25 protein-coding genes are annotated in these 24,795 nt (G+C 53.2%); 20 read left to right on the top strand and 5 right to left on the bottom strand.

All coding sequences use genetic code 11. From position 1 onward, the window contains the following. Positions 1–2 precede the first annotated feature (2 nt). The 3 genes from hemH to HV832_RS06710 all read right to left on the bottom strand — a co-directional run bounded on the left by hemH (position 3) and on the right by HV832_RS06710 (position 3,803). The gene (hemH, locus tag HV832_RS06720) at positions 3–1,109 is read right to left on the bottom strand and encodes a ferrochelatase (protein WP_176802783.1); all 1,107 of its coding nucleotides are present in this window, start codon (positions 1,107–1,109) and stop codon (positions 3–5) included. 77 nt (positions 1,110–1,186) lie between these two features. Beyond that, a complete protein-coding gene (recN, locus tag HV832_RS06715; protein ID WP_176802782.1) occupies positions 1,187–2,833 on the bottom strand; it encodes a DNA repair protein RecN in 1,647 nt (548 codons plus the stop codon). A 76-nt stretch (positions 2,834–2,909) separates the two neighbouring features. Then, positions 2,910–3,803: an NAD kinase gene (locus HV832_RS06710; protein WP_176802781.1), complete on the bottom strand. Its 894-nt coding sequence runs from the start codon at positions 3,801–3,803 to the stop codon at positions 2,910–2,912. Between the two features lie 74 nt (positions 3,804–3,877). Here HV832_RS06710 and HV832_RS06705 point away from each other — a divergent pair, with 74 nt between their 5' ends. From HV832_RS06705 to HV832_RS06695, 3 genes are read left to right on the top strand one after another with little or no spacing between them, the layout of a single operon-like run. After that, the gene (locus HV832_RS06705) at positions 3,878–4,564 is read left to right on the top strand and encodes an HAD family hydrolase (RefSeq protein ID WP_223827211.1); all 687 of its coding nucleotides are present in this window, start codon (positions 3,878–3,880) and stop codon (positions 4,562–4,564) included. 44 nt (positions 4,565–4,608) lie between these two features. Further along, positions 4,609–5,628, top strand: coding sequence for a heat-inducible transcriptional repressor HrcA (gene hrcA, locus HV832_RS06700; protein ID WP_176802779.1), 1,020 nt, complete (start codon positions 4,609–4,611; stop codon positions 5,626–5,628). A 13-nt stretch (positions 5,629–5,641) separates the two neighbouring features. Then, on the top strand, positions 5,642–6,040 hold the full coding sequence (locus HV832_RS06695) for a response regulator (RefSeq protein WP_176802778.1): 399 nt from the start codon (positions 5,642–5,644) through the stop codon (positions 6,038–6,040). Between the two features lie 108 nt (positions 6,041–6,148). Here HV832_RS06695 and fur read toward each other — a convergent pair whose 3' ends face one another. Beyond that, on the bottom strand, positions 6,149–6,580 hold the full coding sequence (fur, locus tag HV832_RS06690) for a ferric iron uptake transcriptional regulator (protein ID WP_176802777.1): 432 nt from the start codon (positions 6,578–6,580) through the stop codon (positions 6,149–6,151). 75 nt (positions 6,581–6,655) lie between these two features. Here fur and HV832_RS06685 point away from each other — a divergent pair, with 75 nt between their 5' ends. From HV832_RS06685 to HV832_RS06610, 16 genes are all read left to right on the top strand, one after another. Continuing rightward, positions 6,656–7,213 carry an outer membrane protein assembly factor BamE gene (locus HV832_RS06685; protein WP_176802776.1) on the top strand — a complete coding sequence of 186 codons (558 nt, stop codon included), beginning with the start codon at positions 6,656–6,658 and terminating at the stop codon, positions 7,211–7,213. A gap of 11 nt (positions 7,214–7,224) precedes the next feature. After that, on the top strand, positions 7,225–8,031 hold the full coding sequence (dapB, locus tag HV832_RS06680; RefSeq protein ID WP_176802775.1) for a 4-hydroxy-tetrahydrodipicolinate reductase: 807 nt from the start codon (positions 7,225–7,227) through the stop codon (positions 8,029–8,031). Positions 8,032–8,075: 44 nt separating this feature from the next. Then, positions 8,076–8,750 (top strand): MotA/TolQ/ExbB proton channel family protein, encoded by a 675-nt coding sequence (locus HV832_RS06675; RefSeq protein WP_176802774.1) that lies wholly within the window; start codon positions 8,076–8,078, stop codon positions 8,748–8,750. After that, complete coding sequence (locus HV832_RS06670) at positions 8,747–9,196, top strand: ExbD/TolR family protein (protein ID WP_176802773.1); 450 nt, start codon at positions 8,747–8,749, stop codon at positions 9,194–9,196. The genes HV832_RS06675 and HV832_RS06670 overlap by 4 nt, the downstream gene beginning before the upstream one ends. Positions 9,197–9,285: 89 nt before the next feature. After that, positions 9,286–11,913, top strand: coding sequence for a leucine--tRNA ligase (leuS, locus tag HV832_RS06665; RefSeq protein ID WP_176802772.1), 2,628 nt, complete (start codon positions 9,286–9,288; stop codon positions 11,911–11,913). 23 nt (positions 11,914–11,936) lie between these two features. Continuing rightward, positions 11,937–12,446: an LPS-assembly lipoprotein LptE gene (locus tag HV832_RS06660; protein ID WP_176802771.1), complete on the top strand. Its 510-nt coding sequence runs from the start codon at positions 11,937–11,939 to the stop codon at positions 12,444–12,446. Further along, complete coding sequence (holA, locus tag HV832_RS06655; protein ID WP_176802770.1) at positions 12,447–13,466, top strand: DNA polymerase III subunit delta; 1,020 nt, start codon at positions 12,447–12,449, stop codon at positions 13,464–13,466. 135 nt (positions 13,467–13,601) lie between these two features. Beyond that, a complete protein-coding gene (locus tag HV832_RS06650; RefSeq protein WP_176802769.1) occupies positions 13,602–14,867 on the top strand; it encodes a glutamate-5-semialdehyde dehydrogenase in 1,266 nt (421 codons plus the stop codon). Between the two features lie 64 nt (positions 14,868–14,931). Next, positions 14,932–15,354, top strand: a complete 423-nt coding sequence (locus tag HV832_RS06645; RefSeq protein ID WP_176802921.1) for a CopD family protein — start codon at positions 14,932–14,934, stop codon at positions 15,352–15,354. A gap of 138 nt (positions 15,355–15,492) precedes the next feature. Continuing rightward, positions 15,493–16,713, top strand: coding sequence for a THUMP domain-containing class I SAM-dependent RNA methyltransferase (locus HV832_RS06640; RefSeq protein ID WP_399310411.1), 1,221 nt, complete (start codon positions 15,493–15,495; stop codon positions 16,711–16,713). Positions 16,714–16,869: 156 nt separating this feature from the next. Continuing rightward, the gene (locus HV832_RS06635; protein WP_176802768.1) at positions 16,870–18,351 is read left to right on the top strand and encodes an NAD-dependent succinate-semialdehyde dehydrogenase; all 1,482 of its coding nucleotides are present in this window, start codon (positions 16,870–16,872) and stop codon (positions 18,349–18,351) included. 70 nt (positions 18,352–18,421) lie between these two features. After that, a complete protein-coding gene (locus HV832_RS06630; protein WP_176802767.1) occupies positions 18,422–19,660 on the top strand; it encodes a multidrug effflux MFS transporter in 1,239 nt (412 codons plus the stop codon). A 346-nt stretch (positions 19,661–20,006) separates the two neighbouring features. Then, positions 20,007–21,053 (top strand): porin, encoded by a 1,047-nt coding sequence (locus HV832_RS06625; protein WP_176802766.1) that lies wholly within the window; start codon positions 20,007–20,009, stop codon positions 21,051–21,053. Between the two features lie 181 nt (positions 21,054–21,234). Beyond that, a complete protein-coding gene (locus HV832_RS06620; protein WP_176802765.1) occupies positions 21,235–21,672 on the top strand; it encodes a hypothetical protein in 438 nt (145 codons plus the stop codon). A gap of 21 nt (positions 21,673–21,693) precedes the next feature. Continuing rightward, complete coding sequence (locus HV832_RS06615) at positions 21,694–22,659, top strand: homoserine kinase (protein WP_176802764.1); 966 nt, start codon at positions 21,694–21,696, stop codon at positions 22,657–22,659. Continuing rightward, positions 22,656–23,420 carry a BPSS1780 family membrane protein gene (locus HV832_RS06610; protein WP_176802763.1) on the top strand — a complete coding sequence of 255 codons (765 nt, stop codon included), beginning with the start codon at positions 22,656–22,658 and terminating at the stop codon, positions 23,418–23,420. Before HV832_RS06615 ends, HV832_RS06610 begins: the two co-directional genes overlap by 4 nt. A gap of 84 nt (positions 23,421–23,504) precedes the next feature. Here the strand turns inward: HV832_RS06610 and HV832_RS06605 are convergent, their stop codons facing one another. Continuing rightward, a complete protein-coding gene (locus HV832_RS06605; protein ID WP_176802762.1) occupies positions 23,505–23,960 on the bottom strand; it encodes an OsmC family protein in 456 nt (151 codons plus the stop codon). 404 nt (positions 23,961–24,364) lie between these two features. Between HV832_RS06605 and rplM the strand changes: the two genes are divergently transcribed. Then, positions 24,365–24,793 (top strand): 50S ribosomal protein L13, encoded by a 429-nt coding sequence (gene rplM, locus HV832_RS06600; protein WP_176802761.1) that lies wholly within the window; start codon positions 24,365–24,367, stop codon positions 24,791–24,793. Positions 24,794–24,795 lie beyond the last annotated feature (2 nt).

The raw sequence follows: 24,795 nt of genomic DNA, 5'->3' as shown, positions 1-24,795 counted from the left end.
GATCAGTGATCGGCGCCAAGCCGCTTTGCTTCGGCGCGGCTCTGTAGCGCTTGTTTTTTCTGTTCTTCACGCATGCTGGCGGTGAGCATGGTCGGCCAGCCGATCAGATGCTGCTCGGCGATTTCGGCCAGAGCGCGCATCCACACTGGCGATTCGTTGAGGCAGGGGATGTAATGAAATTCCTTGCCGCCTGCCTGCAGGAATTCAGCGCGGACTTCAATCGCGATTTCCTCCAGCGTTTCCAGGCAGTCGGCAATAAAACCGGGGCAGATCACGTCGATCCGCCTGATGCCGTCTTTCACCAGTTGTCTGACCGTCGGGGCAGTGTACGGCTGCAGCCATTCCGCGCGGCCCAGCCGGGACTGGAAACTGACGATGTATTCCTCTTTGCCCAGCCCCAGTTTTTCTGCCAGCAGGCGGGCTGTTTTATAACATTCGCAATGATATGGGTCACCACGCAACAGAAATGTTTTGGGCAGACCATGAAAACTCATGACCAGCTTTTCAGGACGACCTTCCGTTTGCCAGTGCTGCAACACGGACTGACGCAGCGCCTCGATGTAAGCCTCATGGTCGTGATAATTTCTGACCAGACGCAATTCCGGAATATTTCGCACCTGCTGGTAGTGCCGGAATACCGCGTCAAAATTTGATGCCGTGGTGGTGGCGGAATATTGCGGATACGCCGACAGCATCAGCAGGCGGTCGTAACCGTCTGTTTTCAGTTTTTCCAGTACGGATGGAATCGATGGCGAGCCGTAGCGCATGGCATGGACAACATGCACTTCGTGGCCGCGTTCACCCAGATAGCCTTTGAGCAACGCGGCCTGTTTGGCGGTATGCACCAGCAGCGGCGAGCCGTCATTGGTCCAGATAGACGCATATTTTCTGGCCGACTGAGCAGATCGGAACGGCAGAATAATCAGGTGCAGGATCAGCCACCAGATGAATCGCGGCACTTCCACCACTCGTCTGTCCCACAGGAATTGTTTCAGGTAGCGACGCACTGCCGACGCGGTCGGTGCATCCGGCGTGCCGAGATTGATCAGCACGACTGCCGTTTTTCCGGTTTTACCGTGGGAGTAATCAGGTTCTTTCAAAAAGCGCATGTGTCAGTTCTGTTGTAATGGTTTGGATAAATGGGGCGGATCAATGCGTCGGTCAATCCATGGTGCCAGCCGTGGCATCAGGAAGCCAGTAATTCCCTGGCATGCTGACGGGTGGTTGCCGTGATTTCGATACCTCCCAGCATACGGGCAATTTCCTCAACCCGCTGCGGATTATCGAGTAGCTGAATCCGGGAAATGGTTTTGCCGCGCTGCTGGTCCTTGCTGACCTGGAAATGATGGTTGGCCTGGCTGGCGACCTGCGGCAGATGGGTTACACACAATACCTGACGATCCTGTCCCAGACGTTTCAACAGACGGCCGACGACTTCGGCAACACCGCCGCCGATGCCGCTGTCGACTTCATCAAAAATCAGGGTCGGGGTAGCCGTGGCACAGGAAGTGATGACGGAAATCGCCAGTGAAATCCGCGCCAGTTCGCCGCCAGACGCCACCCGCGCCAATGGCCGCGCCTGTACGCCGGTGTGTCCCGCCACCAGGAATTCGACCTGTTCCAGGCCATGTGCGGCTGGTTCGGCCGGATGCAGTGCGACGCTGAAACTGCCGCCGCTCATGCTCAGATCCTGCATTGCTGCTGTGACGGCGGCGCCCATTTCCCTGGCGATTTTCTGTCTGGCCTTGCTGAGTTTTTGCGCAGTCTGCAGATAGCTTTGCAGGGCTTTGTCTTCCTGAATCCGGAGGCTGTCCAGGTCGCTGGCATCGGCCAGCTGTTGCAGCTGTTCTGTCAGTGACGTGTGTTCATGATGCAGATGCTCCGGCGCCACATGAAAGCGGCGCGCCGTGCTGTGGATGGCTTCCACCCTTGCCTCTACCTCGCGCAGACGCGCCGGGTCCAGCTCGGTGCGGCCGAGGTAATCATGCAGCGCATACATGGTTTCCTGCAGATGGATGCAGGCAGATTCGAGCGATTCGGTGACCGGGTGCAGCGCCGCGTCATAATCCTGCAGCTTGCTGAGTTTTTGCTGCATCGCTGACAATTGCGACAGTACCGGATGTTCGGCATCCGCAATCAGGGAAGCGGCTTCCTGAGCACCATCCAGCAGGCTGGCGGCATGGGCCAGCCTGCTGTGCTCCTGGCTGATCTGTTCCCATTCACCTTCACGGATCTGCAGTTTGTCGAGTTCGCCGACCTGCCATTCAAGCCGTTCTCTTTCCTGCAGCACGTTTTTGGCATTGGTTTCAAATTCTTGCCGTTGCTGCTGTAATTTGCGCCAGACCTGATAACGGTTTGCCGTTTCCTGCACCTGCGTTTGCAGATTGCCCTGCATATCGAGCAATGCACGCTGCGCCTCGCTGCGCAGTAGCGACTGATGGGCATGCTGACCATGGATATCGACCAGCAGATCACCAAGTTCCCGTAACTGGGTGGCGGTGGCGGTGATGCCGTTAATCCAGGCTTTAGAGCGTCCGGCATTGTCGATCGTGCGGCGCAGGATCAGTTGCTGCTCCGGCGTGCTGAAATCGTGTTGTTCCAGCCAATCGTTGATATGCTGGCCGGTGGAAAATTCAGCGCTGATATCGGCCCTGGCTGCCGATTCGCGCACCATGCTGGCGTCACCGCGTCCACCCAGCGCGAGGCTCAGCGCATCAATCAGGATCGATTTACCGGCACCGGTTTCGCCGGTCAGTGCGCTGAAACCGGATGAAAATTCCAGCTCGACCACTTCAACAATCACAAAATCACGAATAGCAAGCGTGCGCAGCATAGTAGTGAGGTGCCAACAGAAAGAACACAATACAAAAAACGGAAGGAAAAAGCAGCTGCTATTGTAGCAACCGGAATCAGCTCAGTGCACCTTCCACCGAGGGATATTCATTCCAGTGCAGTTTTTCGCGCAGGGTGTCGTAATAATTCCAGTCTTTCGGGTGCAGAAAGGTGACGGTGTGCGCAGAGCGTTTGACGATGATCCGGTCCTGATGCAGCAGACTGGCAAAAGTCTGCATATCAAAATTCACGCTGATATCCTTGCCTGCCACGATCTCAATCACAATTTCGCTGCTGTCCGGCAGCACAATCGGACGATTGGAGAGCGCGTGCGGTGCGATCGGCACCATGGCGATACCATCCAGACTGGGGTGCAGCAATGGCCCACCGGCAGACAAGGCGTAGGCAGTCGAACCGGTCGGGGTTGAGACGATCAAGCCGTCAGAACGCTGGTTGTACATGAAGTGGCGGTCGACTTCGACCCGCAACTCCACCATACCGGAACCGGTGCCGCGTGATACCACGATGTCGTTGAAGGCCACGCCGCTGAAAATCTGATCCCCGCCCCGCACTACAATCGCCTGCAGCAGGCTGCGTCGCTCGGAGGTGTATTTACCTTCCAGCATTTCGGCAACAACCGGCATCATCCGATCGAGTGGAATGTCGGTGATAAAACCCAGCCGGCCCTGATTGATGCCGATCAGCGGCACATTGTACGGCGCCAGCTGGCGCGCAATCCCCAGCATGGTGCCGTCGCCGCCGACCACAATCGCCGCATCCGCCTGCTTGCCGATATCCGGCACCGACATGACGGCAAACGCATCGAGTTCGATATAACTGGCGGTCTCCGCTTCCAGCACGACGGTATGACCGGCTTGATCGAGAAAACTGGCCAGCGCACTGATCGAACCAGCAATACCTGCTGCATTGTATTTTCCGATAAGGGCGATTGTTTTGGCCTGGACAGTCATAAAGAAAGAGTAGTGACGTAACGTCTCAGATTAGACCATAATTAAGGAAGAAATGAACAGATTGAATGCCATTTATGATAATTAAAGCAGTCTTGCTGGATCTGGACGATACGTTGTGGCCGGTCGCACCGGTCATCCGGCATGCAGAAAGCCGCCTGCATGCCTGGATGCAGGAACACGTACCGGCGGTCACTGCCCTGCATACCATAGACAGCCTGCGCGAACGGCGGCAGGCGCTGGTAGCCAGCGACCCCCGCTTTTCCTATGATTTATGGGCTTTGCGTCATACATTGTTGCGCCAGATTCTGATTGAACATGACGAGGACCCGGCCAAAGCCGACCAGGCGATGGCGGTGTTTGCGGCAGCCCGCAATCAGGTCAGCCTGTATGAGGATGTCCGACCCGCATTACAAACACTGGCGCAGAAGGTGCGGTTGGGCACGGTATCGAATGGTTTTGCCGATTTGCAGGCCATTGGCCTCGCGCCGCATTTCGAAGTGTCGGTCGCCGCGCATCAGTTCGGTTGCGCTAAACCCGATCCGCGCATTTTCCTGGCAGCATGTGATGCGCTGGGCTTGGTGCCGCAGTCAGTCCTGTATGTCGGGGATGATCTGTTGCTGGATGTAGAGGGCGCGCAACAGGCCGGATTGCGTGCGGGCTGGATGAATCGCAGCGGTATGCCGTCTGCTGATCCGCGTCATCAGCATATATTGCCGGATGCAGAATTTAAAGATTTACATGATTTAACAGAGTGGTTGTGAAGTTTCCTGTGTTCATCGCCCCGTCACTCGCCTAGAATGAAGACATGCAACTCGATCATCGTGCCCAGACCTTATTAAAAGCCCTCGTTGAACATTACATTGCGGATGGTCAGCCAGTCGGTTCACGCGCTTTGTCCAGAATTTCCGGACTGGAGTTATCGCCGGCGACCATCAGAAATGTCATGGCAGACCTCGAAGAGATGGGATTTGTTGCCAGCCCGCATACCTCAGCCGGAAGGGTGCCGACACCGCGCGGCTACCGCTTGTTTGTGGATGAATTGCTGACGGTGCAGGAAATCGATGAAACGGCACTGGAATCGCGCATACAGCCGGGTATCCTGTCGCAGCCGCCGCAGAAAATTATCGCCAATGCGGCGCAGACATTATCTTCCCTGTCCCAGTTTGCCGGGGTGGTGATGACGCCGCGTACCGAATCGGTATTCCAGCAGGTGGAGTTTTTGCGCCTGTCTGAAAAGCGGATCCTGCTGGTCGTCGTAGAGCCCAGCGGCGAAGTGCATAACCGCCTGCTGCTGACTGATGTGGATTACACCCCGGCACAATTGACACAGGCTGCCAACTATCTGAATCAGCATTTCAGCGGTCACGGTTTTGAGGAGGCGCGTTTGCGGCTCAACCATGAATTGCAGCAACTCCAGAGTGATATGAGCCGGCTGATGCAGGCTGCCGTTGCCGCTGGCAGCGACGCGCTGGCAGATCAGGCCGACGAAGTCGTGATTTCCGGCGAGCGCAATCTGTTGCATGTGCAGGACTGGTCATCCAACATGGCGTCGCTGCGCAAATTGTTTGATATGTTTGAACAAAAAAGCGGGCTGATGCAATTACTGGACGTTTCCAGCAAGGCCGGCGGCGTGCAGATTTTTATCGGCGGCGAATCGCAACTGGTGCCGATGGAGGAAATGAGCATTGTGACGGCGCCCTATGGTGTCAATGGCAAGATTGTCGGTACGCTGGGCGTGATCGGCCCTACTCGGATGGCGTACGAGAGAGTCATTCCGATTGTGGATATCACGGCAAAATTGCTGTCCAGTGCCCTGAGTCACTGAGAGGGCGAGCGGTATGAATAAAAAAGATATTGAGATTCTGCTCATTGACGATAATAAAATCACGCGCGAGATCTTACGCGTGATATTGCGTGACGAGGGTTATCATGTTGTCGGCGAAGCGACAGATGGCGGAACCGGACTGGATATGGCATTGAAGCTCAGGCCGGACATGATTCTGCTCGATGTGGTGATGCCGAAAGTCAGCGGACTCGATATCCTGCCCAAACTCAAGGATATGCTGCCGGATTCGCTGGTGCTGCTGGTGACGGCCAGTAAGGATCAGGAAACTGTGAGTGCGGCAGTCAGAACAGGCATACACGGCTTCATCCTGAAACCCTTCAATGCGCAGAAAATTATTGACACGGTTCATTCTGTGGCAGCCAAGCTGAATAACAACAGCACGGAACGATGATTCGCGGGATCTCCGTCGAAAACCGTCTGACAGTCATGGTAGAACGGACACATTCCAGAGGTTTCCGCTGGCTGACGAGGATCAATCAATGACTTTGCCCGGTGACGATCACCTGTTTTTGTGTTCGCAATTTTCCTTCGTGCAGTTACCGTAGATCGCCAGTGCGTGGTCTGCGATCTTAAAGCCGCGTTCGGCGGCAATGGCGGTCTGGCGTTGCTCAATACCAGCATCAAAAAATTCTTCCACGCGTCCGCAATCCAGACAGACCAGATGGTCGTGGTGCGAGCCTTCATTGAGCTCGAAAATGGCTTTACCAGTCTCAAAGTGATTACGGTGCAATAAGCCTGCCTGTTCAAACTGGGTCAGCACCCGATATACTGTTGCCAGTCCGACATCCATATTGTCGTTTAGTAAAATCTTGTAGACATCTTCCGCAGTCAGGTGCCGTACCTTGCTGTTCTGGAAAATTTCCAGAATTTTCAGGCGTGGCAAGGTCGCTTTGAGACCGCTGGCTTTCAGGTTTGGAGTGCTGTTTGTCATGTTTTCAGTCAAAAGAATGCTATCTGCTTTATGATATCGGGTTTTAGGGCATGTTGCTCAATTACTGAGGTTCCTATGCGATTGTTGTTTTCCGAATTTCTTCAGGGCAAGACAGGTTATCTGACGCTCATCGCTGCCCTGGCAAGTCTGACTGCCTGCGCATCCCAGACGCCGCTGTCGGTGGATCAGGCGGCTAAAGCGCAGACCAGTAACGCTGCTGCGGGCACCCAGGTGTATACCCCGACCGGAGTCAAAAAATTCCTGGGCTATATTTCGCCGTATCGCATTACTGTGCAGCAGGGCAATTTCGTGTCGCAGGAAATGATGTCCCAGATCAAGGAAGGCATGACCCGTGAACAGGTGCGTTTCGTACTCGGCACGGCATTGCTGACCGATATGTTCCACGAAGACCGCTGGGATTACCCTTTCCGTCTGACCAAGCCGAATGGTGAGCAGATTGCTAGTCGCGTCACTATTTTCTTCAAAAATAACACGGTTGCCAGATTCGAAGGCGGTGACTTGCCGACGGAACAGGAATATCTGGCACGGATTACCGAGTCGGCACTGGTGGGCAGCAAAGTGGAATCGCTGGCCGATTTCGATGGCGCCACCAAGAAAAAAGATAAAAAGTAAAGAAAGCTTGTATGACAGTATTGAGAGTAGCTGTTGCCGGTGCATCCGGCCGTATGGGTAAGATGTTGATTGAAGCGATTGCCAACGCGGATGATATGGTGCTGGCAGGTGCGCTGGATGTGGCCGGCTCGCCGGCGATCGGCACCGATGCTGCGGCTGCGCTGGGCAAGCCATGCGGCGTGCTGATTACATCGGATTTAGCAGTGGCGCTGACAGATGCTGAATTCCTGATTGATTTTACCCGTCCCGAGGGAACGCTGAAACATCTGGAATATTGCGCTGCGCATGGCGTCAAGATGATTATCGGCACCACCGGTTTTGATGAGGCCGGTAAGGCAGCGATTGCAGAGGCTGCTAAAAAAACGGCGATTGTGTTTGCCCCGAACATGAGTGTCGGCGTCAATGTGACGCTGAAACTGCTGGAGATGGCCGCCAAAAGTTTTGCAAGCGGCTACGATATTGAGATTATCGAAGCGCATCACCGTCACAAAGTGGACGCGCCTTCCGGTACTGCGCTCAAAATGGGTGAAGTAATCGCCAGTGCACTGGGGCGCGATCTGAATGAAGTCGGCGTGTTCGCGCGCGAAGGGGTGACTGGCGAGCGCGATCCGTCTTCGATCGGGTTTGCCACCATCCGCGGTGGCGACATTGTCGGCGATCATACGGTGCTGTTTGCCGGCATCGGCGAACGGGTCGAGATTTCCCATAAATCGTCCAGCCGGGTCACCTATGCCCACGGCAGTCTGCGTGCGGCACGTTTTCTGAGCGACAAGGCCAACGGGTTGTTTGACATGTACGATGTGCTGGGACTGAATTAAACCGGCTGACTGAATCAATACGGACTCCACACTGACCACAGACGATGCATTCTGCTATCGCACAATATTGGGAACAGGCCGATCAGTTCGGTCATACCATCGCGTATTTGCTGTTTGGCATGTCTTTGCTGAGCTGGACGCTGATCCTTGCCAAAACGTGGTCGTTTTGGCGTGTCCGGCAGGCTGCGTCTTTCCTGCAGCAATTCTGGCTGGCACCGACACTGGACGATGCACTGTCCCTGTTGCGCCTGCATGACAGAGAACAGATTTTCTTGTCATTGGCGGATGGTGCTGCAGAAGCCGCTCGCGCTGAGCGTGGCGCCACGCTCAGCGCGGCAAGTGACTTGCGCGAAGTCCTGACCCGTCATCTGCGGCAACGATTACAAAAACTCACACGCAAACTGGAAAACGGGCTGACTGTGCTGGCATCCATCGGCGCAACGGCTCCTTTCGTGGGTTTGCTGGGAACTGTCTGGGGTATCTATCATGCACTGACCTCGATTTCCGCTGCCGGGATGGTACAGATTGACCAACTGGCAGGACCGGTTGGCGAGGCGCTGATCATGACAGCCTTTGGACTGATCGTTGCCATTCCTTCTGTTCTTGCTTACAACGCCTTGCAGCGTGTGCACAGAATCACAATGGCGGAACTGGATGGTTTTGCGCACGACTTGTTGCTACATTTTTGTCCTCCCTCTGCATCCCGGGAAATTACATGAGTTTCGGCAGCTTTTCAGCCCAGGCCGACAGCGGCGTCAGGATGTCTGGCCCGATGGCAGATATCAACGTCACACCGATGGTGGATGTGATGCTGGTGTTGCTGGTGATTTTCATGCTGGCAGCCCCGATGCTGGTGCCCAGCATCCGACTTGAATTACCGCAAACCGGCGCCCAGCCTGTGCCGCAGCCAGCTGCCAGCCTGCATATTGCGATTGACGCACAGGGAAAGATTTTTTTTGAGCAGCAGCTGACTGACCCGGTAATGCTGGAACGTCAGCTCGCAACTGCTGCGCGCCAGCCGGTCGCACCGGAAATCCAGTTACGTGCAGACAAGGCGACACGTTACGAAACGATTGCCCAGGTCATGGCCGTAGCCCAGAAACTGGGACTGGGAAAAATTGCCTTTGTCACCGATCCCGCCGACGCGCAGGCAGCTCACCCCTGATCTGCCACGCCTGCTTTACTCAAACTTGCCCCTGAACCAGTTATAATCAAAGGTTCTGAGTCATTTCCGCATCTACTTCTGGTCACGCCATGCAAGAAAAATACACGCCCTCCGACGTCGAGCAATCGGCGCAATCCCATTGGAAAAAGATCGATGCCTATAAGGCCGTAGAAAACAATCCACGTTTCCCTAAAGGTAAATATTACGCCTGCTCTATGCTGCCCTATCCTTCCGGCAAGCTGCACATGGGCCATGTGCGCAATTACACCATCAACGATATGCTGGCGCGCCAGTTACGTATGAAGGGTTATAACGTGCTGATGCCTATGGGCTGGGATGCGTTTGGTCTGCCAGCTGAAAATGCCGCGATTGCGTATAAAAAATCTCCGGCAGAATGGACTTACGCGAATATCGAAGACATGAAGTCGCAGATGGAACCGCTGGGTCTGGCGTTCGACTGGTCGCGTGAAGTGGCGACCTGTGATCCTGATTACTACCGCTGGAATCAATGGCTGTTCCTGAAGATGCTGGAAAAAGGCATCGCCTACAAAAAGACGCAGGTCGTGAACTGGGACCCGATTGATCAGACCGTGCTGGCGAATGAGCAGGTGATTGATGGTCGCGGCTGGCGCTCCGGTGCGCTGGTGGAAAAGCGTGAAATTCCCGGCTACTACTTCGGCATCACCCAATACGCCGAGGAATTGCTGAGCAGCATTGATACGCTGGATGGCTGGCCAGAACAAGTGCGTACCATGCAGCGTAACTGGATAGGTAAGAGCGAAGGTGTGCGTTTTGCGTTCAGTCACGAAATCAAAGACGACACTGGCGCGTTGGTACAAGACGGCAAAATGTATGTGTTCACGACTCGTCCTGACACCATCATGGGTGTGACGTTTTGCGCCGTGGCAGCGGAACATCCGCTGGCGACTGTCGCTGCAAAAAATAATGCAACACTGGCAGCGTTCATCGAAGAATGCAAAGCCGGTGGTACCACCGAAGCCGAAATGGCAACCAAGGAAAAAGAAGGTCTGCCAACAGGTTTATTCGTCATGCATCCGCTGACTGGTGAACAGGTCGAAGTCTGGGTCGGCAATTATGTGCTGATGACATACGGCGACGGCGCTGTGATGGGTGTACCTGCGCATGACGAACGCGATTTTGCTTTTGCCAAAAAATACGGTATTGCGATCAAACAAGTTGTGGCTATTGAAGGTGAGTGGTTTACCACTGAAGCATGGGCTGACTGGTATGGCGACAAACAGAAATGCGTGACCGTCAATTCCGGCAAATACGATGGTCTGAGCTATAAGGCAGCAGTGGATGCTGTTGCTGCTGATCTTGCCGCCAAAGGCGTCGGTGAGAAAAAAACTACCTGGCGTTTGCGTGACTGGGGTATTTCGCGTCAACGTTATTGGGGTACACCGATTCCTATCATTCACTGCGAATGCTGCGGTGATGTGCCTGTGCCCTACGAAGATTTGCCGGTGGTATTGCCAACTGAATGTATTCCTGACGGTTCCGGTAATCCATTAAAAACACATGCAGAATTTTTGAATGTGCCTTGCCCTCAATGCGGCAAACCGGCGCAGCGCGAAACTGACACGATGGACACCTTCGTCGATTCCAGCTGGTATTTTATGCGCTATACCTGCCCGGATGCGACAACGATGGTCGATGAACGCAATGACTACTGGATGGCGATGGATCAGTACATCGGTGGCGTTGAACATGCGGTGTTGCATTTGCTGTACGCCCGTTTCTGGACCAAAGCGATGCGCGATCTTGGTCTGGTGAAGATCGATGAACCATTCAAAAATCTGTTCACGCAAGGCATGTTGCTGAACGAATCGTTCTACCGCGAAGACGAGAGCGGCAAGAAGACCTGGTTCTATCCGAATGAAATCGAAGTCCGGCACGATGATAAAGGCCGTCCGGTATCGGCGAGTCTGAAGTCTGACGGTCAGCCAGTGCAGATGGGCGGCATAGAAAAAATGTCGAAATCCAAAAACAACGTGGTTGAACCGAAAGACATCATCACCCAGTTCGGTGCTGATACGGCGCGCCTGTTCACGATGTTTGCCGGTCCACCGGATCAAAGTGCCGCCTGGAGCAGCAGTGGTGTTGAAGGTGCCTCGCGTTATCTGCGTCGTTTGTGGGCATCGGCCTTGAAATTGTCTGAGACGATTGTCACCGGCGCTGCAACGCCAGCGAATTACGCCGCGGATGTGAAAGTATTGCGCCGAGAAGTGCATCTGACATTAAAGCAGATCGACGCCGATTACGATCGTCTGCAATACAACACCGTGGTGTCCGGTGCGATGAAGTTGCTCAATACGATAGAGTCATTCAAATCAGACGCTGAAGGCTCGGCAGCCGCATTGCGTGAAGCGTTCAGTATTTTGCTACGAGGTTTGTATCCAGTCTGCCCGCATATCACGCATGCGATGTGGCAGGAACTCGGCTTTGCCGCAGAGATGGGAGAAATCATTGATGCGCCTTGGCCGCTGGTTGATGAAACCGCGCTGGTGCAGGATGAAATCGAACTGATGGTGCAGGTGAACGGTAAACTGCGCGGCAGCATCAAGGTTGGCAAAGATGCTGATAAAGCGATGATCGAAGCGACCGCGCTGGCCAATGAAAGCGTGCAGCGTTTTATCGAAGGCACGCCGAAGAAGATCATCGTGGTGCCGGGTAAGTTGGTCAATATCGTGGCCTGAGCAAGAGTAAAAGGAGAAACCGCATGCGTTCACGGCTCATTCACCAAAAGACATGGTTGCTGGCATTGCTGGCGATGATGACGTTGTCTGCGTGCGGTTTTGCTTTGCGCGGACCGGTCAGTTTTCCGTTTCACAGCATCTACATCGGCCTGTCGGACGCGTCACCGTTAGGCGGTGAGCTCAAGCGTCAGATCCGCGCCAACGGCCAGACGCAGATTACGAGCGAAGCCAAGGACGCAGAAGTGATTCTGGACGTGCTCGGCGAAACACGTGAAAAGCAGATTCTGTCGCTCAACAGTCAGGGGCGTGTGCGTGAATATAATTTGCTGTACCGGTTTAACTTTCGCCTGCGCAATGCTGAAGGTAAGGAATTTCTGGAGCCGGTATTGATACAATTGAGGCGCACTATTACCTTCAATGAATCGCAGGTGCTGGCGAAAGAGTCGGAAGAAGCATTGCTGTACCGCGATATGCAAAGCGATCTGGTGCAGCAGATTATGCGCCGTTTGTCTGTCGTGAAACTGGATCAGTAAATGCAGCTGCGTTTTGATGCCCTTGACGGCCATCTGGCGAAAACACTGGCACCGCTGTATGTGATCACCAGCGATGAACATTTGCTCGCGCTGGAAGCAGCAGACAAAGTCCGTCGTGCGGCGAAGGCGCAAGGGTTTTTTGAACGTGAGATTCTGACGGTAGAGCGCAGTTTCAAATGGGGTGCGTTGCTGGCAGCAAATCAGTCTCAATCGCTGTTTGGCGATAAAAAGCTGATTGATCTGCGTATTCCGACCGGCAAACCCGGCAAGGATGGCGGACAAGCATTACAGGATTATGTCAGCCATTTATCGCCAGATAACCTGACGCTGATTACCTTACCCAAGCTCGACTGGGCAACGCAAAAAGCCGCCTGGGTTGGCAGTCTGCAGCAGGCGGCGGTGTATATCGATATTCCGCTGGTGGAACGTGCCCATTTGCCAAACTGGATCAGCCAGCGTCTGGCCTTGCAGCAACAGAGTGCAGATCGTCAAGGTCTCGAATTTATCGCTGAACGGGTCGAAGGTAATCTGCTGGCCGCGCATCAGGAAATCCAGAAACTGGCTTTACTGCATCCGGCTGGCCGGCTCAGTTTTGAACAGATTCATGACGCCGTATTGAATGTGGCGCGCTATGACGTGTTCAAACTCAATGAAGCGATGCTGGCGGGCGACGTGAAGCGCTTGTCGCGTATGCTGAACGGGCTCAAAGGCGAGGGCGAAGCCCTGCCGCTGGTATTGTGGGCGATGGCGGAAGAAATCCGTACGTTGCTCAAGCTGAAAGCGGGCATGAGTCAGGGAAGACCACTGCCGGCTTTGCTGAAGGAATACCGGATCTGGGGGCCCAGAGAAAAGCTCATGGACCCGGTACTGCGCAGAGTCAGTTTGCAAACCTTGCAGACTGCGCTGCAGCAAGCCTCACAAATCGATAAGATGGTGAAGGGTTTGCGTGCTAAAACACTGGCCGGCGATGCCTGGGATGCGCTGTTGCAGCTTGGTCTGCAGGTCGCCAGCGCCGCCTGATTGCCGGATGCTGCCGGAAAATCTCCGGTAACCCTGAAAATAGGGGAGTATGATTAAAATCATGCCTGATGCCCTTGAAAATAAAGGGTATTTAAAAATACACAGGGGAGTATATTTTGCTCCTGAAATGACATCATGGATATCAAACACTACATGAACGACCTTGGTCTGCGCGCCCGCATTGCATCGCGCGCGATGGCCAAAGCCGATACCGCAGCCAAGAACCAAGCCCTGAGCCTCATCGCTGCAGCTATTCGCCGCGAGGCTGCGGCTTTACGCGCAGCCAATGAGCTTGATCTGGAGGCTGCCAAAGCCGCCGGTATGGAAGCCGCGATGCTGGATCGCCTGAATCTGTCCGATAAAGCAATTGCGACGATGGCAGAAGGGCTGGAGCAGATCGTCAGCCTGGCCGATCCGATCGGTGAAATCTCCAACATGAAATATCGTCCGACCGGCATTCAGGTCGGGCAGATGCGTGTGCCGCTGGGCGTGATCGGCATCATTTACGAAGCGCGTCCGAATGTTACCGTCGATGCGGCAGGTCTGTGCATCAAGAGCGGCAACGCGACGATACTGCGCGGCGGCTCGGAAGCCATTCACTGTAATCGGGCATTGGCAAAATTGGTCAAAGAAGGGCTGGCTGGCGCTGGCTTACCAGCCGATGCAGTGCAGATCGTCGAAACCACCGACCGCGCTGCCGTCGGTGAGCTGATCACCATGCCGCAGTATGTGGATGTGATCGTACCGCGTGGCGGCAAAGGCTTGATTGCGCGTCTGATGCAGGAAGCGACCGTACCGATGATCAAACATCTGGATGGCATCTGCCATGTGTATATCGACGATAAGGCCGATCTGCAAAAAGCCTCCGATATCGCGTTTAATGCGAAATGTCACCGTTACGGCACTTGCAATACCATGGAAACCCTGCTGGTCGCGAAAGCGATCGCGCCCCGCATTCTGCCGCTGCTGGCAGCGCGCTATGCGACGCAGAAAGTCGAACTGCGCTGCGACCCGGTTGCAGCTTCATTGCTGCACGATTACGCCTGGATTGCCAGTGCGACCGAAGAAGACTGGAGTACGGAATATCTGGCACCGGTGCTGGCGGTTAAGGTGGTGGCAGACATGGACGAAGCTATCCATCACATTAATCAATATTCTTCCAAACACACGGAATCGATCGTGACGGAAGATTACAGCCGCGCTATGCGCTTTTTGCGCGAAGTCGATTCTGCATCCGTGATGGTGAATGCCTCCACCCGTTTTGCCGATGGTTTTGAATACGGACTGGGGGCGGAAATCGGTATTTCCAACGATAAGTTGCATGCGCGCGGCCCGGTCGGGCTGGAAGGATTGACGTCTCTGAAGTACATCGTGTTTGGGCATGGCGAGGTTCGCCAGTAAATAGCGTTTAATGGCTACACCCGGTGCGACGGATGGGCGTGCCATGTCGATGAAGGAAAAAATTATGCTGTGGATCAAAGCGTTGCACGTCTTGTTTGTGATTTCCTGGTTTGCCGGCCTGTTTTATCTGCCGCGTATTCTGGTTAATCTGGCGATGGAAAATGATGCGATGACGACAGCGCGTCTGCTGCTGATGGCGCGCAAGCTGTACCGTTTTTCAACCATACTGATGGTGCCCGCAGTGTTGCTGGGTACTTATCTGTGGTTGGGATACGGGATCGGTAAAGGGCCGGGTAATGGCTGGATGCACGTCAAACTACTGTGTGTCATCCTGTTAATTGGCTACCACCATGCCTGCAGCCGGTTGCTGAAGAAATTTGAGCAGAGGCGCAACCAGCGCAGCCATGTCTGGTTTCGCTGGTTTAATGAGGTGCCGGTAGTTTTACTGCTGATCGTCCTGATTCTGGTGATCGTCAAGCCATTTTGATCCATGCCTGATGGTTGCAGGCAGTAAAAGCGGGACAGGGATCTGATCTGGATTCCGGTTTCCGCGCAACGGCGAAAATACACCACGTTTTCGCCGGTATTTTTTTGACACAGACACACAACGGATAAAAGGTTCCCCATGACACGTTACTCTTATTTTTGCCCATGCCCGCGCGGTATGGAAGCTGCACTGGCCGAGGAGCTTGGTGAAATCGCGGCACTGGATAAAACCATGACCGTCCACAATCAGGTTCCGGGCGGCGTGCACTGCTCCGGCAGCCTGCAGGATGGCTGGCGCATCAATCTGCATTCGCGCATTGCTTCGCGTGTGCTGATGCGCATGGGGCACACCAGTTACAGCAATGAAAACGATATTTATGATCTGGTGCTCGATACGCACTGGGAAGACTGGTTTGGCTATCACCATACCATCCGGGTCGATGTGACGGCGGTAAAGTCGCCGTTAAAGAGCCTGGAATTCATCACCCTGAAAATCAAGGATGCCATCTGCGATCGTTTTCGCGATCAGTTCACCCAGCGGCCATCCGTTAACACCCGCAATCCGGACATGCGCATCGTCGGTTTTCTGGATGCACGTACTTTCACGATTTATCTGGATTTGTCCGGTGAGCCTTTGTTCAAGCGTGGCTGGCGCATGGAAACGGGCGATGCGCCTTTGCGTGAAAATCTGGCAGCCGGTCTGTTGCGTACTTCCGGTTGGAAGCCCGGCGTTCCCCTGTTTGACCCGATGTGCGGTTCCGGCACGATCCTGATCGAAGCCGCACAGATTCTGGCGGGGATTCCACCGGGTATGCGGCGCGAATTCGCGTTTGAAAAATTTCATCAGTTTGATCCTGCGATCTGGGCAGATATCAAAGCCAGCGTCAAACCGCACCCACTGCCGGCGGAGCCGACAATTTTCGGCAGCGATATTTCCGGCGACATGGTGATCATGACGCGCAATAACCTGAATAAGGCCGGTATCCGTTTCGATGTGCCGCTAAAGCAGATTGAAGCGCAGGAAATTAAAGCGCCGACGATACAGCCCGGTGTTTTGCTGACTAATCCGCCATATGGAGAACGGATCGGTGTGCGCGGCGACAGCAGCCTGGAGTCTGATGAGCTGGCGAAAGAATTTTTCAGCGCATTCAGCGCCACGCTGAAACAGCGTTTTGCCGGCTGGAGCGTTTTCCTGTTCACTGCCGATCTGACAGTGCCGAAATTGCTGCGCCTCAAGGAATCGCGCAAGACGCCATTTTTTAACGGTGCGCTGGAGTGTCGTCTGTTCCGTTTCGACATGGTATCCGGCTTTAACCGGCGTGAAGAAGCGAAACCGAAACCGGATCAGAATCCGCAGTAAGCTGTGCCGATTAATTTGTTTCATGTGAAAAAAACAGCCAAGTCAGCGCAGACCTGGCTGTTTTGCTTTAGGCTTTCATTCTTGGTGGCATCTGTTCAGAGATGGATGCCTTTTCCTGTTCACATTGTTAGTTCAGATCAATACGGAGACTGAGTCATGTCCTTACAACAAACAGCCAGCAACCTGAAACTGAAAGATGCCAGCCTGCTGCGGGAGGCTGCGTACATCAACGGTAACTGGGTAGACTGTGCGGATCGTTTTGAAGTCAGTAACCCGTCCACGCAGACAGTGCTGGCGCAGGTTGCCAATCTGAGTGCAGAACATGCGCAACAAGCCATCGCTGCCGCCCAGACAGCATTTCCAGCCTGGGCCGCAAAGACTGGTAAAGAGCGCGCGGGGCTGATGCGCCGCTGGTTTGATCTGATGATCGCCCATGCTGACGATCTGGCTGCCATCATGACTGCCGAGCAAGGTAAGCCGCTGGCGGAGGCGCGGGGCGAAGTCGTGTATGGCGCCAGTTTTCTGGAGTGGTTTGCCGAAGAAGCCAAGCGCGTTTCCGGTGATGTGATGACTTCCACATGGACTGACAAGCGCATGGTGGTGCTGAAGCAGCCGATCGGTGTCTGCGCCTCGATCACACCGTGGAATTTCCCGATCGCGATGATTACCCGTAAAGTTGCTCCGGCAGTGGCAGCCGGATGTTCCATCGTGATCAAACCGGCAGAGCAGACCCCCTTGTCGGCACTGGCGATTGCCGAATTAGCACATCGTGCTGGCATCCCGCCCGGTGTGGTGAATGTGCTGACTGCCGATTCGGAACGTTCGATTGCGATCGGACAGGTCTTGTGCGACAGCCCAGTCGTACGTCACCTGTCGTTTACCGGATCAACACCGGTCGGACGCATCCTGATGCGCCAGTCCGCACCGACAGTCAAAAAGCTGGCACTGGAACTTGGCGGCCATGCGCCGTTCATCGTGTTTGAAGACGCCGACATCGATGCCGCGGTGGAAGGTGCGCTGCAGTCTAAATACCGGAATGCCGGACAAACCTGTGTTTGCACCAACCGCTTTTATGCGCACGTATCGGTGTATGACGAGTTCGTCCGCAAACTGGCTGCCGGAGCTCAGAAAATTCAGGTCGGCGATGGTTTTACCGCAGGGATTCAGCAAGGGCCGATGATTGACGATCAGGCCGTGGCCAAAGTCAGCGAACACGTCGCCGATGCGCTGGCGAACGGTGCGCGCCTGCTGGCGGGTGGTAAGCTGCATTCCGCCGGCGCGCTTTTCTATGAACCAACCGTGCTGGCAGATGTCACAGCCGACATGCTGGTGATGAATGAAGAAACATTCGGCCCGGTTGCTGCCGTGATGCCGTTCACATCCGAAGACGAAGTGATCGCTGCTGCCAATAACACGGATTTTGGTCTCGCTTCCTATTTTTATGCCCGTGATATCGGCCGGGTCTGGCGGGTTGCTGAAAAGCTTGAATACGGCATGGTCGGCATCAATACCGGGCTTATTTCCAATGAGGTGGCGCCGTTTGGCGGCGTGAAACAGTCCGGATTAGGCCGTGAAGGTTCCCGATATGGTATGGATGAGTATCTGGAAATGAAATATTTATGCATGGGCGGCATCTGATGCCGCCGGTTCCAGTCAATGCAGCCGGTGAGGGCATTGCCTGGGACATTCGCTGGAAATTGGAGAATCAATGAAATCAGACAGTTCCGGTCTCGGCCGCGCCGGACTTGCCATCATTCTGGCAGCACTGGCGATGCTGGGGCCGTTTTCAATTGACACGTATCTGCCAGCTTTTCCAAGTATTCAGGCCGGTTTGCAGGCGACCCCATTAGAAGTACAGCAGACACTGACTGCTTATATGTTGTCATTTGCAATCATGACCTTGTGGCATGGCGCCTTGTCCGACGCCTTTGGCCGGCGTAATGTCATTTTGGTGGCGCTGGCCGTCTTTGCGGTGGCCAGTTTTGGCTGTGCGTCGGCGCACAGTATTCATTACTTATGGGGATTCCGTATTTTGCAGGGTATCTCAGCAGGCGCCGGGATGGTCGTCGGACGTGCCATCATCCGCGACTTATATGCTGGTGCGCAGGCAGAACGTTTGCTGTCGCTGGTCACTATGATTTTTTCGATTGCTCCCGCCATTGCACCGATTCTGGGCGGCTGGATTGTGGTTTTCATGAGCTGGAGGGCAATTTTTCTGTTGTTATTTGGCTACACAATTGCCTTGTGGCTGGCCTGTTTCAAACTGTTACCCGAATCCTTGCCCAAAGAGAAACGTCAGGAGTTCAGTGCGGAGTTTTTGTGGGAAAGCTATGCCAAAGTATTTAAATCACCGTTGTTCCATCTGAAAGCCGGCACGATCGCATTTAATTTCGGCGGCTTGTTTTTATATATTTCCGCGGCTCCTGTCTTTATCACGCAACACCTTCATCTGGGAGCGGATCAGTTTGGCTGGCAATTTATTCCTTCGGTCGGCGGTATTTTTCTGGGAGCCTTAACGGCTAACCGGCTGGCTGGAAAGATATCAGTCTGGAAACAGGTGAGTATCGGTTTCTGCTTTTTAATTGGCGCATCCTTATTTAACGTCGCTTTTCACCTGTTTTCTGTACCCGTCCTGTTCTGGTCTGTAATGCCTTTGTTTTTTTACACTTTCGGTATGTCTTTAGTGGCGCCAGGTGCGACTTTGCTGGTGCTCGACCTGTTTCCTTCCATCCGCGGCATCGTTGCGTCCTGCCAGTCGGCATCAGTGACGCTGATCGGCGCAGTGATTGCAGGCGTTGTGGCTCCGCTACTTGATCATTCGGTACTGGCGCTGGCGGCCGGACAACTGGCCTGCGCGCTGACTGGCGCGACACTGTGGTACACCGGCAGAGCCTACTGGCGTTCGATGACTGCTCAGAAACAAAATGCCTGGGAAACGGTTGGTTAAATAAATTTTTTCGCTGCCCTTGAAAAGATGTGGATACCCCTTATATCTTTGATGCTGTGCAGCAAATGGAAAAAATGCCTATAATGTGGGTCTGGGCTATAACGTAGCAGCAAATATTTAAAGCCGGATTATGAAAAAATCTGTGTCTTTTAATTGCAACATTCTGTAAGTCCTTGTTTATTAAAAAGCCCGATTTCATCAAAGTGTCATTTTTCGCAGGTATCGTGACACTTGTCATTGGATCAATTTTTGGTTCAAGGCTGTAAATAGACCTGCAATTCAGCTTTTTGCCGCATGAGTATTGTGCTGCAGCAAAAATTAACATTCATTTTTTGGATACTAGACAATGAAAAAATCATTCCTCGCACTCGCTCTGATGGGTGCATTCTCTGGTGCGGCTTTCGCGCAATCTTCAGTAACAATTTATGGTGTCGCTGACGTCGGTTTCCAAAGTCTGGATAACGGCACTCCAGCAGGTCGTTTCTCCCGTATTCAAAGCGGTCAGGAAGCTGGCTCCCGTCTGGGCTTCAAAGGTGTTGAAGATCTGGGTGGCGGTCTGAAGGCAAGTTTCGTTCTGGAACAGGGCATTCTGCTGGATACAGGCGCTTCCGATCAGGGTGGCCGTACTTTCGGCCGTACTTCTGTCGTTGGCCTGTCCGGTGATTTCGGTTCCCTGAACCTGGGTCGTGACAAGACAACAACACTGAAGTTCTTCGACAACTTCGATCCGTTTGCATCCGCTCTGATCAACAACGGTACAGGCATCCGTGGTCTGTATTTCGTTGGTGGTACAGCAAATTCTGCAGATACAACAGGCCGTGCTGGCAATGCTGTGTTCTACGGCACACCTAACCTGAACGGCTTCACAGCACTGGCTTCTTATGGCTTCGGTGAAGTCGCAGGCGACACTTCTGCTGGCCGCTCTATGGGTTTGAATCTGGGCTACAAGATTGATGCACTGGAAGTTGGTTATAACTTTGCCAAAGACAACCAGCAACCTGCTGCAGGCGGCATCAATGCTGTCAAGGCAAACACACTGGCAGCTTCCTATGACTTCGGCGTGGCAAAACCAGTGGCTTTCTATCAGAAACAAACCAGCGATGCTGGCCTGGACAAGAAAGTATACTCTCTGGCAGTGACTGTACCTGTTGATGCAAACAGCAAAGTACTGGCTGGCTTCACAAAAGTGAAGAATGACACAGCATTGACAACAGGTGGCACAGTTGGCAGCTCCAAGCAATTCGCTCTGGGTTACAGCTATGCACTGTCCAAACGCACAGACCTGTACACAGCATATGCTCGTCTCACACAAGACGCAGCTGCGAAAGAGCAAGCAGTTGTTGCAGGTGCTAACGTTACTGAATTCACAGCAGGCGTTCGTCACCAGTTCTAATCATGCTCAGGCTTTAGCCTGATAATGGTTTGCTAAAAAGAGCGGCTTTTAGCCGCTCTTTTTTATTGTGCTTTCATGTCTGCTATTTTGTGCTTTTCCTTCTGTTAATTGGTATCGTTGATGATAGTCGTTTGTTACAATGGCAAAAACGCTTCGTTGCCTCAATTTCAGGGATGCCTTGATGAAAATACTGTCGAAAAATATTTGGGTCAGCGCGCTGGGTATGTTGCTGATATCGGGCGCAACCTTTGCGCAGACGTCAGCTAAAACCGATCCTGTGCCGCCGAAAGTGGAAAAGCTGGAAGAAATTTCAGCATCGGAAGCCGCCTTATCTGTCGGTAAGCCTGAGCCCAGGAATAAGGTGACGGAAAAACGTAATAACGCCGGTAAAGTCACTGAAGTTCAGGTCAAGTCAGGTAAGAGCAATTACACGCTGAAAGCTGATCCGGAAGTGGGGAATACGCCGAAAGGAACTGCGAGTACCAACCGGGCACCGCAATGGACTGTGATGGAATTTGGCGGTAAGAAAGAAACCAAGGAAGCACCAGAGCCTTTGCCGGTTCTGCCTCCTGCACCTAAAAAAGCGGCACCCGCCAGCGCGGCGTCTGCTAATAAATAATCTGATTTCTGGTAATTAACAATGGCAGTTTTTACCCCGGTTACACTGGATGATCTCAGCTCCTGGATGAAGCAGTTCCCGCTTGGGAAGGCATTAGCAATTAAAGGTATTGCTTCGGGGATTGAGAACAGTAATTTTTTTCTGACCACCGAGTCCGGTGAGTATGTGCTCACCATATTTGAAAATCTGAATTTTGAACAACTGCCGTTTTATCTGAAATTAATGCGTCACCTGGCTGATCGCGGCATATTGGTGCCGGCTCCGGTTGCCAATGATAATGGCGAGCTGGTGGTGTCTTTGCACGGGAAGCCGGCGGCGATCGTCAGTAAACTGGAAGGGCGCTCGCAAATGACACCGGTACCTTTGCACTGTGCTGAGGTTGGTGCCATGCTCGCTAAAATGCATCTGGCCGGACAGGATTTTCCGATGTATCAGGCCAATCTGCGTTCTCTTGACTGGTGGCATGAAACAACGCCCAAGGTCATGCCATTTTTGTCCGATGAGCTGAAACATCTGTTGTGTGCCGAAGTGCATTTCCAGGATGCTTTTGACAGTACCGCGATTTATCGTGCGTTGCCGAGAGGCCCGATCCATGCGGATCTGTTCCGGAATAACGTCATGTTTGAGGGTGACCGCCTGACTGGTTTTTTTGATTTTTATTTTGCGGGTTGCGACACCTGGATTTTTGATGTGGCGGTAACCGTGAATGACTGGTGCATTGAGGTTGCCACTGGTGAGCTGGATGTTGAGCGGGTTCGTGCGCTGCTGAAGGCCTATCACGAAATCAGGCCGTTTACCAATGACGAATCGGTGGCATGGAAACCAATGTTGCGGGCTGCCGCCCTGCGCTTCTGGCTGTCCCGTCTGTATGATTATTATCAGCCGCGGGATGCAGAAATGCTGACGCCGCATGATCCTGCTCATTTTGAGCGGATTTTGCGTTTGCGGGAATCATTCCCGGTGCCTCCTTTGACTTGCGACGTATGAGTCAGATTCATCCATCCGCCGGATGGTCCTGGGTAAAACAAGGGTTTCTGTTGTTTCGCCGCCAGCCCACGGAAATGCTGACGCTGTTTTTTGCCTACATGTTCCTCAACATGGGAATCAGCCTGCTGCCCGTGTTGGGGCATTTTATGCCGCTATTGCTGATCCCCGTATTTGCAATGAGCTTCATGCATGCCAGTTTTTTGATTGAGCAAGGCGGTAAGGTTCATCCTGGTGTGTTGCTGGCGGGATTCCGGTCACCTGCGCTACCGCGCTTATTGGGACTGGGATGCTTGTATTTACTGGCCATCTCTCTGGCAACCCTGATTTCCCAATTGGTTGATGATGGTGCTTTATATCAGCTCATATCAAATCAGAAGCCGCTTGACCCCAAAGATGTTCCGCAAGGACGTTTATTGCTGGGCATGCTGGTTGCTGCTCTCAGCTTTCTCCCGGCACTGATGGCGTTCTGGTTTGCGGGACCATTGATCATGTGGCACCGCATGTCTGTTGGAAAAGCATTGTTTTACAGTTTTTTTTCGGTTAGGCGTGCAGGGCGCGCATTCCTGGTCTACGCCGCTGCCTGGTTCGTCATTTCCGGTTTGCTGCCAGCCATGCTGGTGGAAATACTCATCGCGATGACTGGTAATACTGTTTTCGTTATCCTGCTTATGATGCCGGTGCTTGCACTATTGACCACGATCCGGTACTGCTCGTTTTATCCCAGTTTCAGAGACATTTTCGGTAAGCCAGACTCAGTATAAAAGCTTGCATAACCGCTTATGCCGGGGCAGTGATCTTTGGTGATCACTGCCCCGCTTCTGATTTGCCGTCGTGAATTGCTGCGCTTATTCTGCCGCTTCGTGTTCGGATGGCAGGCTTAGGTCATCAATAATCTCGTAGCTATGTGTGATCGTGGCAGTTTTTTCGAGCATGATGGATGCAGAGCAATATTTCTCATGCGATAGCTTGATTGCCCGTTCAACCAGATTTGGTTTCAGATTGCGCCCACGCACAGTGAAATGAAAATGAATCTGTGTAAATACCTTGGGTTCTGTTTCTGCTCTTTCTGCCTGCAGGCGAACATCGCAGCCGCGGACATCCTGTTTGCTCTTGCGCAGGATCAGTACCACATCATACGCAGTGCAGCCGCCCGTTCCCAGTAAGACCATTTCCATTGGCCGTGGCGCCAGATTGCGGCCACCTCCGTCGGGGGCGCCATCCATCAGTACAGCATGACCGGAACCGGTTTCGGCCAGAAATGACATGCCCGATAAACCTGTCCAGCGTACAGTTGCTTCCATGTGATCCTCATTTCGACGTTAATTGATATCAGTACTGGATTTTACTGTATCTGAAATTAGAGGGAGTCCTCCTGTGAATGTCGTCGAATTATCTTGCACTGCACAATTTCTTGTCCTATTATTGACTCATCGGTTAGTTAATAGAGATTACTGTTGACTGCCACGCAATTGTCTCCTCCACCTCCTCCTTTGGTGGATTCAGCCCGAAGCTTGGTCTTCGGGTATTTTTTTGTTTAAAACAAAAAAACTGCCTAAATTTTAAACATTTCTTGCCTTAAGTATTTGAAAGGCTTTATAATTTTTGATTCTCGATTTGCCCGAACGAGATATGAAAAGGGAGAGTCTGCTGAAATGCCGGCAGAACCACCGTAACCAAGGGCATATTTAACTTTTTAGGATTCAACATGAAAACCTTTTCCGCTAAGGGCCATGAGGTTCAGCGCGACTGGTTCGTGATTGACGCGACAGATAAAGTACTCGGACGTGTTGCCAGCGAAGTGGCACTCCGTTTACGCGGCAAGCATAAACCAGAATTCACACCACACGTAGACACTGGCGATTTCATCATCGTTGTCAACGCCGGCAAACTGCGCGTGACTGGCACCAAGTCACTGAACAAAACATACTACCGTCACACTGGTTACCCAGGCGGTATCTATGAAACCAATTTCCAGAAAATGCAAGAGCGTTTCCCAGGCCGTGCGCTGGAAAAAGCGGTAAAAGGTATGTTGCCAAAAGGCCCACTCGGCTACGCAATGATCAAGAAGCTGAAAGTATATGCTGATGCAACGCATCCGCATTCTGCACAGCAACCACAAGTACTCGACATCTAAGG

The organism is Cognatundibacterium oligocarboniphilum, assembly GCF_013377855.1.
Taxonomy (GTDB): Bacteria; Pseudomonadota; Gammaproteobacteria; order Burkholderiales; family Burkholderiaceae_D; genus Undibacterium; species Undibacterium oligocarboniphilum.
The sequence above is the reverse complement of the archived record's forward strand: the minus strand, read 5'-3'. Positions and strand labels throughout refer to the sequence as shown.

Coding starts and splice junctions, on each gene's coding strand:
- HV832_RS06650 (WP_176802769.1), top strand. CDS start 13,602: ATGGATATCAAACACTACATGAACGACCTTGGTCTGCGCGCCCGCATT.
- HV832_RS06605 (WP_176802762.1), bottom strand. CDS start 23,960: ATGGAAGCAACTGTACGCTGGACAGGTTTATCGGGCATGTCATTTCTG.
- HV832_RS06635 (WP_176802768.1), top strand. CDS start 16,870: ATGTCCTTACAACAAACAGCCAGCAACCTGAAACTGAAAGATGCCAGC.
- rplM (WP_176802761.1), top strand. CDS start 24,365: ATGAAAACCTTTTCCGCTAAGGGCCATGAGGTTCAGCGCGACTGGTTC.
- HV832_RS06670 (WP_176802773.1), top strand. CDS start 8,747: ATGAGTTTCGGCAGCTTTTCAGCCCAGGCCGACAGCGGCGTCAGGATG.
- HV832_RS06675 (WP_176802774.1), top strand. CDS start 8,076: ATGCATTCTGCTATCGCACAATATTGGGAACAGGCCGATCAGTTCGGT.
- hrcA (WP_176802779.1), top strand. CDS start 4,609: ATGCAACTCGATCATCGTGCCCAGACCTTATTAAAAGCCCTCGTTGAA.
- hemH (WP_176802783.1), bottom strand. CDS start 1,109: ATGCGCTTTTTGAAAGAACCTGATTACTCCCACGGTAAAACCGGAAAA.
- HV832_RS06630 (WP_176802767.1), top strand. CDS start 18,422: ATGAAATCAGACAGTTCCGGTCTCGGCCGCGCCGGACTTGCCATCATT.
- holA (WP_176802770.1), top strand. CDS start 12,447: ATGCAGCTGCGTTTTGATGCCCTTGACGGCCATCTGGCGAAAACACTG.
- HV832_RS06685 (WP_176802776.1), top strand. CDS start 6,656: ATGCGATTGTTGTTTTCCGAATTTCTTCAGGGCAAGACAGGTTATCTG.
- HV832_RS06625 (WP_176802766.1), top strand. CDS start 20,007: ATGAAAAAATCATTCCTCGCACTCGCTCTGATGGGTGCATTCTCTGGT.
- dapB (WP_176802775.1), top strand. CDS start 7,225: ATGACAGTATTGAGAGTAGCTGTTGCCGGTGCATCCGGCCGTATGGGT.
- fur (WP_176802777.1), bottom strand. CDS start 6,580: ATGACAAACAGCACTCCAAACCTGAAAGCCAGCGGTCTCAAAGCGACC.
- HV832_RS06705 (WP_223827211.1), top strand. CDS start 3,878: ATGATAATTAAAGCAGTCTTGCTGGATCTGGACGATACGTTGTGGCCG.
- HV832_RS06620 (WP_176802765.1), top strand. CDS start 21,235: ATGAAAATACTGTCGAAAAATATTTGGGTCAGCGCGCTGGGTATGTTG.
- HV832_RS06660 (WP_176802771.1), top strand. CDS start 11,937: ATGCGTTCACGGCTCATTCACCAAAAGACATGGTTGCTGGCATTGCTG.
- HV832_RS06710 (WP_176802781.1), bottom strand. CDS start 3,803: ATGACTGTCCAGGCCAAAACAATCGCCCTTATCGGAAAATACAATGCA.
- HV832_RS06610 (WP_176802763.1), top strand. CDS start 22,656: ATGAGTCAGATTCATCCATCCGCCGGATGGTCCTGGGTAAAACAAGGG.
- HV832_RS06645 (WP_176802921.1), top strand. CDS start 14,932: ATGCTGTGGATCAAAGCGTTGCACGTCTTGTTTGTGATTTCCTGGTTT.
- leuS (WP_176802772.1), top strand. CDS start 9,286: ATGCAAGAAAAATACACGCCCTCCGACGTCGAGCAATCGGCGCAATCC.
- recN (WP_176802782.1), bottom strand. CDS start 2,833: ATGCTGCGCACGCTTGCTATTCGTGATTTTGTGATTGTTGAAGTGGTC.
- HV832_RS06640 (WP_399310411.1), top strand. CDS start 15,493: ATGACACGTTACTCTTATTTTTGCCCATGCCCGCGCGGTATGGAAGCT.
- HV832_RS06695 (WP_176802778.1), top strand. CDS start 5,642: ATGAATAAAAAAGATATTGAGATTCTGCTCATTGACGATAATAAAATC.
- HV832_RS06615 (WP_176802764.1), top strand. CDS start 21,694: ATGGCAGTTTTTACCCCGGTTACACTGGATGATCTCAGCTCCTGGATG.